The sequence below is a fragment of the Lysinibacillus sp. NPDC093190 genome (genome assembly GCF_050280425.1).
In the GTDB taxonomy this organism is placed as follows: Bacteria; Bacillota; Bacilli; order Bacillales_A; family Planococcaceae; genus Lysinibacillus.
Genome location: NZ_JBNNVG010000010.1, coordinates 112,515 through 129,816, shown reverse-complemented (window position 1 = coordinate 129,816; position 17,302 = coordinate 112,515). Strand labels below are relative to the sequence as shown.

Genomic DNA, 17,302 nt, shown 5'->3' with positions numbered 1-17,302 from the left:
CTACACTTCTTTAATTAAGCCGCAACATGCATAAGACATATTCGAATACTCTTCAATAGGGACATTTCTTTCTTTAGCCAACAATAATATGTGTTCAAGTTCATCTATATGTTTGGGATTAATTAAAATTTTCCATGGGATACGTCGTAGTAATACACGTGTGGTTTCCCCAACTCCTGGCTTTATAAAATGAACATTATCAATTCCAAATACCTCTTGAATTGCTTGAACAGATTTCATGCCTTTCCAAGTAATCGAAGTAGATACTCTTTCTAAAAGCTGTTGTTCAATCTCTTTTTGTACTTTCTCAAAACAAGAAGCTATACGATTTATGTACAAATTTGACACATCTGCATCTTCTAACTCTTTATAATATTTTGCTCCATGAAAATCCCTTTCATCCATGAACTTCAGATTCAACACAGTACGACTTACTAAGCCAGATACAGTTGAATTTAAACAAGCAGATGGAATTAAGAAATCTGAACGTGTTCCAAAAATAGATGCACAGTGCCCTGGATCAGCCAATACAGCTAAATTTGCGTTCAATTGTTCTTTATGGTTAGCATTAAAACTTTGACATGCTTGTAACAATTCCTTTGTGATGGCACCTTTGCCTGTCCATCCATCAATAAACTGAATACTTGCTAGGGGATGCTTTGCAAGTATATAACGAATGGCTGTCTCATCTATCCCTCTGCCACGAATAATAGAAATTGAATAATGAGGTACATTAATACTATAGCGCATTTTTATATAGCGCTTAATTAATATACCAATCGGTGTACCAGCTCTCGCTAAACTTACAACAACTAAATGTTCTAAACCCCGGTGTACTATAATTTGTTCCGCTACAACCCCAACAGCAATTGCAATGCGCTCTGCATAGATATCTAAAGTTTTGTAAAAAATTTCCATGTATGCTTCGGATGGATGAAATTCAACTGGTAGCATTTCAGAATAATGCGTACCTGATTGGATTAAGCTTTCACGTTTTTCATTATCTAGTTCAAGTACGACATTACTAATGTCACGTAATAAAAAAACAACATCCTCTGACGTATAGCTTCCCATTTTATCTGGTTGCACTATCATGCTCATGATTCTCCCCCCAATTCATGCATACAAATAACGTAAATTTTTGCTTTAATTACAGATTGTAATGCTTGTACAATTTGTAATATTGCTTCTTTACTTGCTATACGTTCCACTATCAAAAAAAGTTCCGAGTAAGGGTAAGTTTGTACATTATATAAATAATTTTCAATCCCATTATTTTCAGGGCTTTCAAAAGCTATTTTTTCTGTAATTGTGTACTCCGTATCATCTGTACAATAAATAGGGCTACGGGTTGTAGACTGGAAATAAACATCCTCTCCTAAGTGAGCAGCAATTTGCATAGGCACATACATAAATTCACCTGTGCCAATCACCAGTAATGGTCCATCTGTTCGTAGCTTTTTTAATTGCTCGGCAATTACCATTATTTCATCTTTTTGTATTAAATGCTGTTCTGAAGTTAACGTAAATCTTCCAGTGGCTAACATGTAGGGTTGACTATTTTCTAAACCATTCTCTGCAATAGAATGATAATATTGACGATCAATCGGCTCCTTTATTGATACAAGCGTCATGTCATGTGTCATACATTTCGTTGATTCTACATGATCACTTGTTAAAAGGGGTGTACCACTACAACTAAACTGTCCACACATAATCGCAATAAAATCAATGGATATATTCCATTGATTCTCTAATTGTTTAAAAATCTCTTGTTGCTGTTCAGACCGCCAATCTAAAATTGATAGCACTGTGTAATGCTTAACTTGAGGGAATTTTTTTCTTAACGATGCAATAATATTCACCACTGTTTTTCCAGTAGTAATTTCATCATCAATTAATACAATACGTTTGGCTTGTAACAACTTGTCAGGTTCTAAGGTATAAATTCGATGACTTGTTGCATGTGAATGTTCCTCTTCAAATGTCACAAATGGCTCGATATCAGGTATTATTTCTCGTGTCGTATGAATATACGTTGCATTCGAAAGAAACGTATTAAAGACAGCATGACCAAGTGCTGTCGCAGTCTCTGCAAACCCGATAAACAATGTTTCCTCAGGTAACTCTAAATTTGGTTGTAAAGCATCTTGTCCATTAAACTCTTTAAGTGCATATACAATTTTTTCAATACCAATTATTTTTTCATTAACAACCCTACGATAATACATCATTGCTAGAAGATTTCCTGTTAGTAATGGTATTTGTGGTCTAACAGCTAAATGCTTTCCTAAAACTGTACTAACAAATAAAAATTGTCTTTTCTTATTAATACGCGCAGCCATTTTAAATAAATCCGATAATGCAAAATTATGAGGGTTATGTGTGATTGTAATATCAATTTCATAGTTTTGCATAATATTTAGTCTATTTCTTATTTGTTGCATAGATATTACCTCCAACATCTTGATTTAATAATAGAGATGCAAAATCTACTGATTCATGATAAACACCATATAAATGTGCTTGGCGTAATATTCTCTGCGCCCATTTCATATGAGGCTTTATTTCGTTCATTTTATTAGAATAGTGACTTTTTAAAACACCTTTTTGACCATCATTATTCTCTACGATACTCATGGCATCTAAATATTCTTCATAAGAAATAACATATAATGCATGGACAACACGAACATGGCTTGGGTGAATGACTGTTTTTCCTACAATACCATTCTGCCTATCCATCAGTACTTCCTTCATTAAGCCATCTAAGCATTCGTCCAATAATGCTTTCCGTGTATCCAACGCTCCTTTTTCGCTAAAAGGGGTCATTCTTAAGGTCGGCTTTAATATACGGTGATTACTAAAGTACTCCCAGACAGGTCCTGAAATAACAAAGCCATCTTCTTCACGCCCTAGAACATTGACAATATCTGCTATGCAATCTCGAATAAGGCTTATATCATAAATCGTCGAATCCATGCGACGACGAATTCCATATATACCACAAAAATCAGTTGCACCAATACGTACGTTTAACACACTATGTCTATATTTATGTAAAATTTCTCTAATGGAAAATAACGCTTCCATTCGAGACTCCTTATATAGGATCTCACGACTCTCCAAAATCGGCATACCATATAACGTTAGTTTATGGTCCTGAACCGTTTGCTCTAGTAATTCAAAATATATTGCTCCTTGAACTGCTGTAAATTTAGGAAACACATAACCCGTTAATACTTCTTGTCGTTCGTTTAAAGTATTTGTTAATTGTTTAAACTGCTTGACATCACGTACACGAATAAATATAAGTGGTAAATCTTGTGGTAGAATTTGTTTACTGCTGTAAAGCATAAATAATTCACTAATATCCTCTATTAATTTTGCTTCACATTCTGCTAATTGTGTATCCCCTACTGCATCTTCTAGATCTATAACAATTGAGGTCAACTCTTTATATTTTTGAGTTTTAATTATTTCTACAATGTTAGGCATAGAAGCTGGCATATACAATGTAGCACCTAATGCACATGCCAAAATATCTGGTGCTTCCCATTTAGTAAAAGGCTGTGGCTTTTTATAGAAAATCTTTTCTGCTTCTGTTTCAAAATGTTGCATCTAATCCTCTCCTCGGAAAAAAAGCTTGAACTATTGTGAAAAGGCACTGCATCAGCCTGCTTCTTACAGACTAATACAGTGCCGAAGTATTACATAGCTGTTTTCTTATTCATCTTGTGTACAACAAATGTTAATAAGAAGGCTACAATTAAAATAGCGAAGAATATTTCATGTGACAGATAGAACCCAAAAATACTTGCAAACATTTTTAAGGCAATAATTAAAATTAAAATATAAGCAGTTGTTTCAAGCTCCGGTACTCGCTCTATTAATGATAGGAAAATACCCGCGATTGTTCGCATCATAATAATTCCTAAAATTCCTCCTAACAATAGAACCCATACTTGATCTGAAATCGCAAAAGCCGCCAGAATAGAATCTACTGAGAAGGCAACATCCATTAATTCAACTGAGATGACTGTTGCCCAGAAAGTACCGAATACTCGGACCATCCAGCCATTCTTCTTGAACTCTATTGCTTCGTCTTCTTCATCGCTCTTATTTTTAAAATGTAGTATTACGAGCCACATTAAGTAAGTCGCACCTATAACCTTAATAATTGAGAACTTGACAAGATATACTCCTACACCTATGAAGATAAAACGGAAGAAATACGCTCCAAACATTCCGTACATAAGTGCTTTTTTTCGTTGATTTTGCGGAAGATGCTTGACAAGTACGGCTAATACTAACGCATTATCAGCTGAAAGAAGCCCTTCCATAAGGATAAGTGAAAAAATAAGCCCCCATGATACAGGATCTGTTAATACTTTCCCCCACATTTGCCAGTTAAAAAATTGTGCATATGTATTTAATATCTCATTAATTACTTCCAACTAAGTTCCCCCATCATCTATTGTAGGCCATATGCATTTACTAATGCTTCCAATCCACCTTGGTAACCTGAGCCAACCGCGGCAAACTTCCATTCGCCATTATGACGATACAACTCACAAAATACAACTGCTGTTTCAATACTGAAATCCTCGCCTAAATCATAGCGTAGCACTTCTGCACTTGTATCCTCATTCGTTAAACGAACATATGCATTTAGTACTTGACCAAAGTTTTGACAACGTACTTCTGCATCGTAAATTGTAACTGTTACAACAATCTTTTCAATTTGCGGAGATACTTGCTTTAAGTTTACAAGAACTTTTTCATCGTCCCCATCCCCTTCACCTGTACGATTATCACCAGTATGCACTACTGACTGATCAGGACTTGTTAAATTATTGTAGAAGATAAAGTCTTGCTCATTACGGCATTTTCCCGACGCATCTAGTAAGAACACGGAAGCATCTAGGTCAAAGTCATGTCCGCCATCAAATTGTTTTACATCCCAACCTAATCCAATTCCTACATTATTTAAACCAGGATCTTGCTTTGTTAAATCAATACGTTGCCCTTTACTTAATTGAATACCCATTGTAAAATCCCCTTCTCTGCTTAAAAAATAATATGTTAGTTTACATCCAAGCCATAATCGTTACAAAGTGCGGCCAATCCACCTTGATAGCCTGCACCAATTGCATTAAATTTCCATTCGCCGTTATGTCGATACAGTTCACCAACAACAACAGCTGTTTCAATACTGAAATCTTCACCTAAATCATAACGAATAATTTCTTCATTTGTTTGTTCATTTACAATACGAATATATGCATTAGACACCATACCGAAGTTTTGGTTGCGAGTATCTGATTCATGGATTGTTACAGTAAATGCAAGTCGTTGTACTTGTGTCGGCACTTGGGTTAATGCTACCTTCACAACCTCATCATCTCCATCGCCGTCACCTGTTAAATTATCACCTGAGTGTACAACTGAGCCATTTCCACCTGTTGTATTGTTGTAGAAGATAAAATCATTTTGATCTGATACTTTTCCTGTATCAGTAAGTAAAAATACAGATGAATCTAAATCGAAGTCATGTCCACCATCATATTTGTTTGTATCCCAACCTAAACCAACAACTACATTTGTTAATCCTGGGTTTGTTTTTGTTAAATCTACTTTTTGACCTTTTTGCAATGAAACACCCATTATACTGTTCCTCCAATATTTTTATAATTATTGATATCTTCCAACTACGTCGCCAAGCTTAATATCATTAGTTCCAGATCCTACAGCTGCGAACTTCCAATCATTATTATGACGATAAATCTCACCACAGACAAGTGTTGTTAGATTAGAGTAGTTATCTGTTAAATTATAGCGAATTAACTCGTTTCCTGTCTTGTCATCATAAACACGGATATACGCATTTTTAATCATTCCAAAGTGCTGATTACGTGCAGCTGCATCATAGATATTAACTATAAACACAAGTTTATTATACTGCGTAGGCACTGAGCTTAAGTCAATTGCAATAACTTCATCATCTCCATCGCCGTCACCTGTTAAATTATCACCTGAATGTTGAACAGATCCACATTTACTTGTTAATTTTCCAAAGTAAACGACATCATCACCTGCTAGAACTTTATCATTCTGTAGCATTAATACTGAAGCATCACAGTCGATATCTCTGCCACTTCCACCTTCACTCCCACTAGAAAATAATTTGCCGAAAAAGCCTCCACTTTTTTCTTGACCTACTGGGTCCCAACCTAAACCAACTTTAATTCTAGTTAAGTTAGCATTACCTTTTGTTAAATCGACACGTTGCCCTTTTTGTAAATTAATTCCCAACAAAAACACCCTCCTACGAATTGCATTACTTTACTTTCGCTGTAATATTATATGTAAAATATGCCATTTTTCCTTTTGATAGATTAATTGAAAACTAAAGCCAACATTAATTGCTTTTATAATGCAAAAAATATATTTTTTCAACGAAAATTGACTTTTCAGCATATCTTTAGTCTACTGTAATGTTACAAAAAACTCAATTAATGGATTGGTAAATTCCCCACTTTATTTTAACTAAAAGCTTTAAAATACATCCCGCTGCTAACCTTAAAGAAGCCACTAAAAAAGTCGATTCATACCATTTTTTGGTACAAATCGACTTTTAATACTTAAAAAAATCGAGAAAGTCATATTTTTTTACTATAGCAATTCATATGTTTTTCGGTGCTCTTTCTTTTAACATCTATTAGCTTTTCATTTTCGGGTCAAGCGCATCACGTAGACCGTCACCCATTAGATTAAAACCGAGAACCGTTAACATAATAGCCAACCCCGGGAAAATCATCGTCCATGGCGCCTTTAATAAAAATACGCGGGCATCCGCCAGCATTTTCCCCCATTCTGGTGCTGGTGCTTGAGCTCCTAATCCTAGGAAGCCTAGTGCTGCCGCTTCAATAATCGCTGTCGCTATCGCTAGCGTTCCTTGCACAATGATTGGCGTCATCGAATTTGGCAAAATATGCGAGAATAAAATTCGTGAATCACGCATTCCGATTGCCTTTGCTGCTACGATGTATTCCTCTTCTTTTACACTCAATACTTTCGAACGAATCAGGCGCCCGAAATTCGGCACGTTTATAATGGCTATAGCAATCAATGCATTTTGTAAGGATGGTCCAAGCACTGCTACTACTGCAATAGCTAGTAAAATACTAGGGAATGCTAACATAATATCGAAAATACGCGAGATAATCGTATCAATCCATCTTCCATAATAACCCGCAATAATGCCCAGAAAGCTACCTACAATTACAGAAAGAATAACTGAAAAAAACCCTACCCACAATGAAATTCTTGCTCCATGTATAATTCTAGAGAAAATATCCCGACCAAAGTCATCCGTGCCAAACCAATGCTCGCTTGATGGTGCTAATAAACGCTTCGAAAAATTTTGATCATTAATTCCTTCGGGAGCAATCATCGGGCCAACTATAGCAAGTATAATAAAAAATAGTACAATGCCTGCACCTACTAGGGAGATTTTACTCTTTTTAAAGCTACGCCAGCCTTCTCTCCAAGGACCTACCGCTCGTTCACGACTTGGTGCTACTTCTGTTTTTATATCTATCGCTCCAGTCATTATCGCTTCTCCCCTCTATTTGTATTTAATCCGTGGATCGATCACCGTATACAGTAAATCCACAATTAAGTTAATCATGATAAAAATAAAAGCAATTATTAAAATACCTGATTGAATAACAGGATAGTCTCGGAAGCCAATGGCATCATAAATATAACGACCAATTCCAGGCCAGCTGAAAATTGTCTCTGTTAAAATGGCACCACCTAGCAGTAACCCTGTTTGCAAACCGATTACTGTTAACACTGGAATAACGGCATTTTTTAATGCATGCTTATAAACAACAATAAACATTTTTTGTCCCTTTGCTCTAGCGGTGCGTACATAGTCAGAGCGCATTACTTCAAGCATAGACGACCTAGTCATTCTTGCAATAATCGCCATAGGAATTGTCGCGAGAGCTATGCCAGGTAATACTAATCGCTTTAACACTTCAGTAAATTGATCAAAGCGGCCATGTAGTAACGTATCCAGTAAATAAAAATGAGTAATGGCGGTTATTGGATCTCGCACATCTTCTCGACCTGATGTCGGGAACCAGCCGAGCTGATTACTGAAAGCCCATTGTTCCATTAAACCTAGCCAGAAAACTGGTACAGACACCCCAATTAAGGCAACTACCATTGCCACATAGTCGAACCAAGAATTTTGGAACCATGCAGATATAATGCCTGCATTTACTCCAACTATCACAGCGATAATCATGGCAAATAGTGCTAGCTCAGCTGTTGCCGCTAAATAAGGGAAAATTTCCTCTGATACGGGTAATTTAGTACGTAATGATACCCCTAAATCCCCCTGAAAAATGCCACCTAAATAACTAAAATATTGTGTATACCACGGCTTATTTAATCCTAAACTTGCGTTTAACGCTTCGACCGCTTCTTTCGTTGCCTGCTGTCCTAAAATTACTTGTGCTGGATTACCAGGAATTGCACGAATTAACATGAAGACGATAAAAGTCATTCCAAGCAAAACTGGGATTAATTGAAACAAACGTCTTCCCATATAGTGAAGCATCTTCTTCACCCCTCTGTTATTTTCATAATATACTTTTGCATGAAAAGCATTGAAGTCTTTACACATACTGTAGAAAGGGTAAGCCTTCACCAAACGGTTTTAACGATTGATGATTGGTCTTCCATACAGAAATAATCATTCAAACTGTAAAAAGAATCCGCTAGATTTCTACGGCTTACCCGCAGAAAGCAAGCAGATTCTTTAAAATTCCCTCTTAAATTAGAAAACCCTTTTATGCCTACTTCATATCTACATTAGCTAAACGGTCAGAACCTGTTGGATGTGCAATATAGTTTGTAACTTTAGTGTTAGCAGCTAAAATTGGAGTAGAGTGAGCAAGTGGAACCCATGGTGCATCTTTAGAGATAATCTCTTGTGCTTTCTTGTAAAGTTCATTACGCTTGTCCTCATTAACTTGAGTTTGTGCAGCTACTAAAAGTTTGTGTAATTCTTTGTTGTCATAGAATGTATAGTTGTTGGAACCAATGTTATCCCCATCTAATAAAGTATAAAGGAAGTTATCTGCATCTCCGTTATCACCTGTCCAACCAAGTAAAAACGCATCTGCTTCACCGTTTTGCGCTTTTTCTAAATACGTAGCCCATTCAAAAGATACAATTTTAGATTTAATGCCCACATCTTCTAAGTTCTTTTGAATGGCTTCTGCTACTTTTTGTCCATCTGGCATGTATGGACGTGGTACTGGCATTGCCCATAGCTCGATTTCTTTTCCATCATAGCCGGCCTCAGCTAATAATGCTTTTGCTTTTTCTGGATCATATTCATAGCCTTTAATGTCATCGTTGTAGCCTGAAATTACTGGAGGCATAGGATTTTTCGCTGGCACCGCTAAGCCTTCATAGAATGCATCTACTAAAGCTTGTTTATCGATTGCATAATTTACTGCTTGACGAACTTTTACATTATCAAATGGTGGACGTGTTACTGTTAATCCAAGATAACCAACATTCATAGATGGACGTTCGATTAATTGTAATTTTGAGTTTGATTCGATTGAAGCTTTATCAGATGGACTTAAACCATCAGCAACATCAATATTGCCTGCAGTTAAATCCATTAAACGTGCAGAGTTATCTGGAATCGAACGATAGATTACTTTATCTAATTTCGGTAAACCGTCAATATAGTAATCTGGGTTTTTTTCAATAGTAATTGCATTATTACGTACCCAGCTCACAAATTTGAATGGACCCGTACCTACTGGATTTGTAGATAATCCTTCTTCATTTGCTTCATAAGCTGTTGGAGAAGCAATTGCAAAAGGAGACATCGCTAAATTTTTCAGGAATGGTGCCTGTGGTTGGCTAAGTTTGAATACAACAGTATGATCATCTTTAGCAGTTACCGATTCAATCACTTGCTTGTCACCTACTACAAATTGGGAGCTGTAATAAGGGTGTTTATCAGCACCAGCTTTCCAACGCTCAAAATTTTTAACCACTGCTTCTGCATTGAAATCAGTACCATCATGGAACTTTACACCTTCTTGAAGCTGGAATGTGTATGTTAAACCATCTTCTGACGGCTCCCATGATTTCGCCAAACCTGGTTGAATTGTTACATCTTTCTCGCCAAAATTCACTAATGTTTCATATATATTCGCTGTAACCGTGAATGATTCACCATCAGTTACAACTGCAGGGTCTAGTGCTACTGAATCACCACCACGACCATATACTAATGTTTTTGGTCCACCACTGCTAGCTGTATCGCCACCACTTGAAGTATCTTTACTACCCGTATCCTTAGTATCTGAGCCGCCACAAGCGGCTAAGATTGTCGAAAGAACAAGGATAAGCATTACCCCCAAAGTCCAAAGCTTCTTTTTCTTCATTGAATTTCCCCCTAAGTTTTTTTATATCATTGAATGTTGGATTGCATCGTATAGATGACAAGCAACATAATGACCCGGTTTCACTTCTTGCATTTTCGGAACTATTTGAGAACATTCCTCTTTTTTAAATGGACATCTCGTATGGAAAGTGCACCCGCTTGGCGGATTCGAAGCACTTGGAATATCTCCAGAAATAATAAGCTGTTCACGTTCAAACGTAGGATCTGGAACAGGTACCGAGGATAGCAGTGCTTGAGTATATGGGTGAAGTGGCTCGGCATATAAATCCTCGCTTGCTGTCAACTCCACTAATTTCCCTAAATACATCACGCCTACACGATTACTAATATGGCGTACGACCCCTAAATCGTGGGAGATAAAAATATAAGTTAGCTTTAAGTCCTTTTGTAAGTTTTGCAATAAATTCAATACTTGCGCCTGTATGGACACATCGAGTGCAGAAACAGGCTCGTCCGCAATAATCAAACGCGGATTCGTCATGAGAGCACGGGCAATGCCGATGCGCTGTCTTTGACCACCACTAAATTGGTGTGGATACCGTTTCACATGATATTCATTTAACCCAACAATTTCGAGAAGCTCTAAAACCTTCTGTTTCCGTTCCTTTGCATTGCCCATTCCATGAACAATAAGAGGCTCCTCTAATATTTTCCCAATATTATGCCTAGGATTAAGAGAGGCATAAGGATCTTGGAAAATCATTTGAATGTCTCTACGAGCTTTGCGCATTTCGTTGTTCGATAATTCTGAAATCATTTTACCTGCAAATTCAATCTCACCCTCTGTTGGCTCAAGCAATCGCATTAAAAGTCGACCAGTCGTTGATTTACCACACCCGGACTCACCTACAATACCTAATGTTTCTCCTTCAAAGACTTCAAAGGAAACATCATCCACTGCCTTTACGTCCCCAACCTGTGTGTTAAGGACCCCCTTCCGAATGGGGAAATATTTCTTTAAACCTTCAACTTTCAACAACACTTTCGACATGGTGCTCCACCTCCTGTTTCTCTAGTAAAAAACATCTCGATTTATGCTGCTCTGCTGCTTCATATAAAGGTGGTGTTTCTCGTACACAGCGATCCATCGCAAATTCGCAACGTGCTGCAAAACGGCAGCCTTCCTGAATACTTCCGGGCTTTGGTACACTGCCTGGTATAGAGTAAAGGTTGTCCTTTTTATAACGCATATCCGGTACAGATTTAATAAGTCCTTGTGTATACGGGTGCTTTGGATTAACGAATATCTCCTGAATAGGTGCCTCCTCTACAATCTGACCTGCATACATCACAATAACTCGCTCGCATGTTTCTGCTACAACGCCTAAATCATGTGTAATTAATAAAACAGCCGTATTTAAACGTTTATTTAAATCTTTCATAAGTTGCAAGATTTGAGCCTGAATTGTTACATCTAGTGCAGTAGTCGGCTCATCAGCAATTAGCACCTTCGGATCACAGACAAGCGCCATTGCAATCATGACCCGTTGTCGCATTCCCCCAGATAGCTGGTGCGGATAATTTTTTAATAATTCCTCAGCACGCGGTAAACCAACAAGCTTCATAATTTCAATTGCCCTTGCAAAGGCTTCTTTTTTCGACCATTTTGGATTATGAATTAAAATCGCTTCTTTTAGCTGATCCCCAATTGTAAACAAAGGATTTAAGGATGTCATAGGTTCCTGAAAAATCATCGCCACATCTTTCCCACGAATTTTCTGCATTTGTTTATCCGATAATGTGACGAGGTTTTTGCCATTTAATAGTATTTCTCCCCCTGTTATTTTTCCAGGCGGTGACGGTATTAAACCCATAATGGACAGGGATGTAACACTTTTTCCACTTCCCGATTCCCCAACAATCCCTAATATTTCGCCCTCATGAACAGAAAAATCGATATCATCTACGGCAGGAATTTGTCCATCATCTGTAAAAAAGGTTGTCTTTAAGCCTTTTATTTCTAGCAGCTCTTTTCTCATGATCAATCTCCCTATCGTACCCATATTTTTACTCGTTTACATTAACTATCACTCAATTCCCCATTTTCAGATAATTCTAACCAAAAAATATCGCTCTTTCAATCATTATTGTTCTGCAATAAACATAGATTTTCTACATCGTTCGAGTTTCATATTAATAACATCTTATTAATTGATAATATTTTATAAATAAGACAAAAAAATAGCCTTCCATTTATGCTTAAACGGAAGGTTATTTTTAGATTATTGGCCCATTACCAAAATACGGATATTACTTTTATTAGTTGATTGGAGTGGAGGCTGGGCGACTCCTTGGGGATTAGCGTCATAGATGAGACCCTGCAGCGAAGCGAAACGGCTCATCGGGCGACTCCAGGAAAGTGCCCAGCCGGTACGGAATCAACCCCACATTATAGATTTTTTATAATGTGGGGTATCAATCTAAATGTTGCACCTGGAATAAACTAAAGTAGGTCCCCTCTTTTTGCATCAATTGCTCGTGCGTACCACTTTCAATTAATTGTCCATGATCTATAACAAAAATTTTATCTGCATGTGTAATTGTAGAAAGTCGGTGAGCAATTATAATGGTCGTGCGTTCATGTGCAAGTATATCCAATGATTCCTGAATAAGTGCCTCACTTTCTAAATCCAATGCAGAGGTTGCTTCATCCAGTATTAAAATAGGAGGATTTTTTAAAAATACACGAGCGATTGCTACCCGCTGCTTTTGTCCACCTGATAACTTCACACCGCGCTCCCCGACCTTAGTGTCATAGCCATCTGGCAAGCTCATAATAAAATCATGTGCATTCGCCGCTTTTGCCGCAGCAATGACCTCTTCATCAGAAGCATCTGGCTTACCCATTAAAATATTCTCTTTCACCGAATCACTAAACAAAATATTATCCTGTAGGACGATTCCAATTTGTGAGCGTAAAGAATGTAGAGATACGTCACGAACATCATAGTCATCTATACATACGTTGCCACTCGTTGCGTCATAAAAGCGAGGAATTAAACTAATGATGGTTGATTTTCCTCCACCACTCATTCCTACAAACGCAACTGTCTCCCCAGGATTAATTGTAAAATTGATGTTGTTTAAAATTTGTGAGCCCTCTTCTTCATATTGAAAGTTCACATTGTCAAAACGAACTTCACCCTTTACCCGAGGTAACTCTAACGCATTAGCCTTGTTTTTAATTTCATAAGGTTCATCTATTAATTCAAACATTCGATCCATTGATGCAATGGACTGTGTTAACATTGTCGATGAACTTACAAGGCGACGAAGTGGACCATACAGTCGTTCGATATAGGCAATAAAGGCAACCATCGTCCCGACTGAAAGATCTCCATTAATAACCTGATAACCTGCATAAGCAATTACTAGGAGTGGTGCTACATCCGTGATTGTATTCACCACTGCAAAGGATTTAGCATTCCATTTCGTATGATCCAGCGCTTTCTCTAAAAATTCACCGTTTGCTTCATCGAATAATTTTTGCTCATGCTTTTCTAACGTGAAGCTTTTAATAATACTCATTCCAGCTACACGTTCATGCAAATAACTTTGCACCCCAGCTAGTGCTTGTGACCGTTTACGTGTTAAAGACCGAAGTTTACCAAAGAAGTACTTCACGCTAAATGCATAAAATGGGAACGCAATCAATGCTACTAGCGTAAGCTTTACATCCATGGCAAACATAATACCGATAGCAATAACAATTGTCGCAAGGTCGAGCCAAACATTCATCAAACCTGTCATAATAAAGTTTTTTGTTTGTTCCACATCATTAATCACTCTTGAAATCACATCGCCAGCTCTTGTATTTGCATAGTATCTTAAACTGAGTCGCTGTAAATGTGCATATATTTGTTTTCGAATATCGAAAAGCACCTTGTTACTGACATGCTGAGCAAAGTATTGACGGTAATACTCAATCGGTGGTCGAATAATAAAGAATACAATGATCGTACCACCTAACCAATAAAACAGTTCTTTTGTCTTCTCTGCATCGGTTAGATGATTTGCATCAATAATATCATCTAACACAATTTTTATGAGTAATGGGATAAATAACGGAATCGCAAATTTCACTATACCAATTAAAACCGTTAAAATAATTTCCCATGTATATGGTTTTACAAATCTCATATAACGCTTTATACTACCCAATTCATTATCACATCCTTATTTAAAAGCCTCGCTCTTATGTAAATTAAGCTAATGAGCCACTTCACATATAAAAAGAAACAGACATCCACAAATGAATGCCCAAACGTATTATAGCAATATTTTGTTTTAAGTACAGTTAATTTAGCTTTATCACTAACTATTTTACAATCCGATTGTTTAAGACATAAAAAAACACCCATTAGTAAAACTAATAGGTGTAACTAACAATCATCTGCTTGCATATCGAGCTGAAACTTATAACGGCTTGTCCAGGCATCGATGAAATCAGGTGCAAAGGGTCCTCTTTTTTGTTGAATCCAGCTAATTAATTTATCGACATTGCGCTTTAAAATTTTATCTATGACATCTGGATAAGACATTTCCTTACTATGTAGCTCATATTCATCCTCATCTAAGAGTGAATATGACATATCAGGGAAAACTTTAATGTCTAAATCATAGTCAATATATTTAATGGCATTATTATCGAAAACAAATGGTGAGCTTAGATTACAATAATAATACACACCGTCCTCACGTAGCATGCAAATGATGTTAAACCAGTGCTCCGCATGGAAATAACAAATAGAAGGCTCTCTCGTTAGCCACGTACGACCATCGGATTCTGTCACAAGTGTCCGTTCATTCGCACCGATAACGATATTTTTCGTTCCTTTTAAAACCGTTGTTTCTTGCCAAACACGGTGGATACGGCCATTGTGCTTATAACTATGTATTTGTATCGTTTCTCCTTCTACCGGTATTGCCATTTTTGAAGCCCACCTTTTCGTCTATGCTACCTAAATCTAGCAGTCTCTAGTATATTATAGCAATGTGTACGCGAAAGGTGTAGTTAGAAAACCACAAATTTCCCTGCGCTCTTTTAAATTTGTACAAAATTTCGTTAACTTGAAGCGAATTTTATCATAACAACAACTCGATTGGAATTATTTGTTTATTTTTATAGATCGGATCGGGGTTTTTTCTGCTGAATTTGAGCGGTTTTCTCGGCTATCCGAGCAATATTCTCCTTACTTCCTGAGCAATCAATTTTACTAAATAAAATTTGAAAAGGAGCTGCCTTTTTTAATCTTTTCGATTTTAGACAGCTCCTTAGAGGTAAATGCAATTATGCAATTACAAAGTGTTATTCACCAAGATCTTGGTTAGTTTTATTGAAGTTACCTGAAGCTTGAGCTTTTTTTTGCTCTGCTTTAGCATTTTGCTTTTGCACTTCATTAGCGTCTGTAACGTCTGTTTCATAACCAAATTCTTGGCTTTGACGTTGCATGTTTTTATTCGGTTGTAAATTTTGGTTGTTGTTTTGCTTTTTCATTATTCATTCACCTCCACGCTCATTATTGTGTACCGAGGTGAATGGTTTTATGCTCATAAATTTTTATAAATATTATTTTCTTGATTAATCCTTAATTTCTTGCCAAATTTTCAGCATTGGAACGGGCATTGGTAATAATTCTATTTGTTCGCGATTCAGCCATTCGCCCTTTACTGCTGAATTGCATTTCATAAAATAGCTATTTATATGCCATGTTAAATGTGAAAAAACATGTTTAAATGTTAACAAATCCTGTTGCGATTGAACATTCATAGCATAATCATCAATAAAAGTATTTATTGAATTTTTACCGTGTTCAAGCATCGGAAACTGCCATAGATTAGCTAGTAAACCCTCTGCTGGACGCTGCTCCAATAAAATTCGACCTTTGTCATCTTGGCATACAAGCACATCGTATGTGATATGCTTCATCTTTACTTTTTTAGATTTGATAGGTAATTTTTCCGGCTCAGCTTCATTAAAAGCGGTACAGTATTCTCGAACTGGACATAATAAACATTTTGGTGAAGTTGGCGTACAAATAAGTGCACCAAGCTCCATTAAGCCTTGATTGAAGGACGATGTATTTTCTGGATCTATCAGTTCTTCAACAGCCGCTTCAAAAATCTTTTTAGTCTTTGGAACTGCTATATCATCATGAATATTAAGCACCCGACTTAAAACGCGCATAACATTACCATCAACTGCATGTTCGGGCTTATTATAGGCAATACTTAAAATAGCTCCAGCGGTATATGGACCAACGCCTTTTAATTTTGAAATCTCATGGCGATTATCAGGTACTACACCACCGTAGTTTTCTAATACCTCACGAACACCTGCTTGTAAATTACGTGCACGGGAATAATAGCCGAGGCCTTCCCAATGCTTCAATAAGTATTCTTGTGGAGCTTCCGCGAGTAATTCTAATGTTGGAAAACTTTCCATGAAACGATTGTAATAAGGAATAACTGTGTCGACACGTGTTTGCTGTAGCATCACTTCCGATACCCAGATCTTATAAGGGTCCGTAGTATGCCTCCAAGGTAAATCACGTTTTTCAACATTAAACCATGCGACTAAAGATTGTCGAAATTCTGTTACATATGGATAATTCACAGTGACCTCCAGCGTCTTTACGATTTTATTTATGGTAAAAAGAGTATACAATTAAGAATAGGTTATCTGTAGAAACGACAAAAACCGTCAAATTTTTAACTTTAAAATTTAGCACGACTGTTTTTATTTAAGTAAATATCAAGTATTACGGATTATTGAAATATACATGTATGCAA

General features: G+C 36.9%; 16 protein-coding genes. All 16 read right to left on the bottom strand.

What is annotated here, in order from left to right:
• Positions 1–1,095: a cysteine protease StiP family protein gene (locus ACQKOF_RS10560; RefSeq protein WP_427556434.1), complete on the bottom strand. Its 1,095-nt coding sequence runs from the start codon at positions 1,093–1,095 to the stop codon at positions 1–3.
• Positions 1,096–1,097: 2 nt separating this feature from the next.
• The gene (locus ACQKOF_RS10555; protein WP_427556401.1) at positions 1,098–2,447 is read right to left on the bottom strand and encodes a phosphoribosyltransferase family protein; all 1,350 of its coding nucleotides are present in this window, start codon (positions 2,445–2,447) and stop codon (positions 1,098–1,100) included.
• Positions 2,428–3,621 carry an HpcH/HpaI aldolase/citrate lyase family protein gene (locus ACQKOF_RS10550; protein ID WP_427556398.1) on the bottom strand — a complete coding sequence of 398 codons (1,194 nt, stop codon included), beginning with the start codon at positions 3,619–3,621 and terminating at the stop codon, positions 2,428–2,430. The genes ACQKOF_RS10555 and ACQKOF_RS10550 overlap by 20 nt, the downstream gene beginning before the upstream one ends.
• Positions 3,622–3,710: 89 nt before the next feature.
• A complete protein-coding gene (locus ACQKOF_RS10545; protein ID WP_427556395.1) occupies positions 3,711–4,457 on the bottom strand; it encodes a TerC family protein in 747 nt (248 codons plus the stop codon).
• Between the two features lie 17 nt (positions 4,458–4,474).
• Positions 4,475–5,050 carry a TerD family protein gene (locus ACQKOF_RS10540; protein ID WP_427556393.1) on the bottom strand — a complete coding sequence of 192 codons (576 nt, stop codon included), beginning with the start codon at positions 5,048–5,050 and terminating at the stop codon, positions 4,475–4,477.
• A gap of 35 nt (positions 5,051–5,085) precedes the next feature.
• Positions 5,086–5,667 carry a TerD family protein gene (locus ACQKOF_RS10535; RefSeq protein WP_427556390.1) on the bottom strand — a complete coding sequence of 194 codons (582 nt, stop codon included), beginning with the start codon at positions 5,665–5,667 and terminating at the stop codon, positions 5,086–5,088.
• 27 nt (positions 5,668–5,694) lie between these two features.
• The gene (locus ACQKOF_RS10530) at positions 5,695–6,315 is read right to left on the bottom strand and encodes a TerD family protein (RefSeq protein ID WP_427556387.1); all 621 of its coding nucleotides are present in this window, start codon (positions 6,313–6,315) and stop codon (positions 5,695–5,697) included.
• A 406-nt stretch (positions 6,316–6,721) separates the two neighbouring features.
• Positions 6,722–7,615 carry a nickel transporter permease gene (nikC, locus tag ACQKOF_RS10525; RefSeq protein ID WP_427556383.1) on the bottom strand — a complete coding sequence of 298 codons (894 nt, stop codon included), beginning with the start codon at positions 7,613–7,615 and terminating at the stop codon, positions 6,722–6,724.
• A gap of 15 nt (positions 7,616–7,630) precedes the next feature.
• A complete protein-coding gene (locus ACQKOF_RS10520; RefSeq protein ID WP_370048234.1) occupies positions 7,631–8,635 on the bottom strand; it encodes an ABC transporter permease in 1,005 nt (334 codons plus the stop codon).
• A gap of 238 nt (positions 8,636–8,873) precedes the next feature.
• Complete coding sequence (locus ACQKOF_RS10515; protein WP_427556379.1) at positions 8,874–10,490, bottom strand: ABC transporter substrate-binding protein; 1,617 nt, start codon at positions 10,488–10,490, stop codon at positions 8,874–8,876.
• A 21-nt stretch (positions 10,491–10,511) separates the two neighbouring features.
• Entirely contained in the window at positions 10,512–11,501 is a 990-nt protein-coding gene (locus ACQKOF_RS10510) for an ABC transporter ATP-binding protein (RefSeq protein WP_427556377.1), read from the bottom strand.
• Positions 11,476–12,489 (bottom strand): ABC transporter ATP-binding protein, encoded by a 1,014-nt coding sequence (locus ACQKOF_RS10505; protein WP_427556374.1) that lies wholly within the window; start codon positions 12,487–12,489, stop codon positions 11,476–11,478. The genes ACQKOF_RS10510 and ACQKOF_RS10505 overlap by 26 nt, the downstream gene beginning before the upstream one ends.
• Before the next feature lie 436 nt (positions 12,490–12,925).
• On the bottom strand, positions 12,926–14,671 hold the full coding sequence (locus tag ACQKOF_RS10500) for an ABC transporter ATP-binding protein (protein ID WP_427556371.1): 1,746 nt from the start codon (positions 14,669–14,671) through the stop codon (positions 12,926–12,928).
• A 221-nt stretch (positions 14,672–14,892) separates the two neighbouring features.
• Positions 14,893–15,441 carry a nucleoside tri-diphosphate phosphatase gene (gene ntdP, locus ACQKOF_RS10495; protein ID WP_049668858.1) on the bottom strand — a complete coding sequence of 183 codons (549 nt, stop codon included), beginning with the start codon at positions 15,439–15,441 and terminating at the stop codon, positions 14,893–14,895.
• 377 nt (positions 15,442–15,818) lie between these two features.
• The gene (locus ACQKOF_RS10490; protein ID WP_427556368.1) at positions 15,819–16,007 is read right to left on the bottom strand and encodes a gamma-type small acid-soluble spore protein; all 189 of its coding nucleotides are present in this window, start codon (positions 16,005–16,007) and stop codon (positions 15,819–15,821) included.
• A gap of 84 nt (positions 16,008–16,091) precedes the next feature.
• Positions 16,092–17,126, bottom strand: a complete 1,035-nt coding sequence (mutY, locus tag ACQKOF_RS10485) for an A/G-specific adenine glycosylase (protein WP_427556365.1) — start codon at positions 17,124–17,126, stop codon at positions 16,092–16,094.
• Positions 17,127–17,302 lie beyond the last annotated feature (176 nt).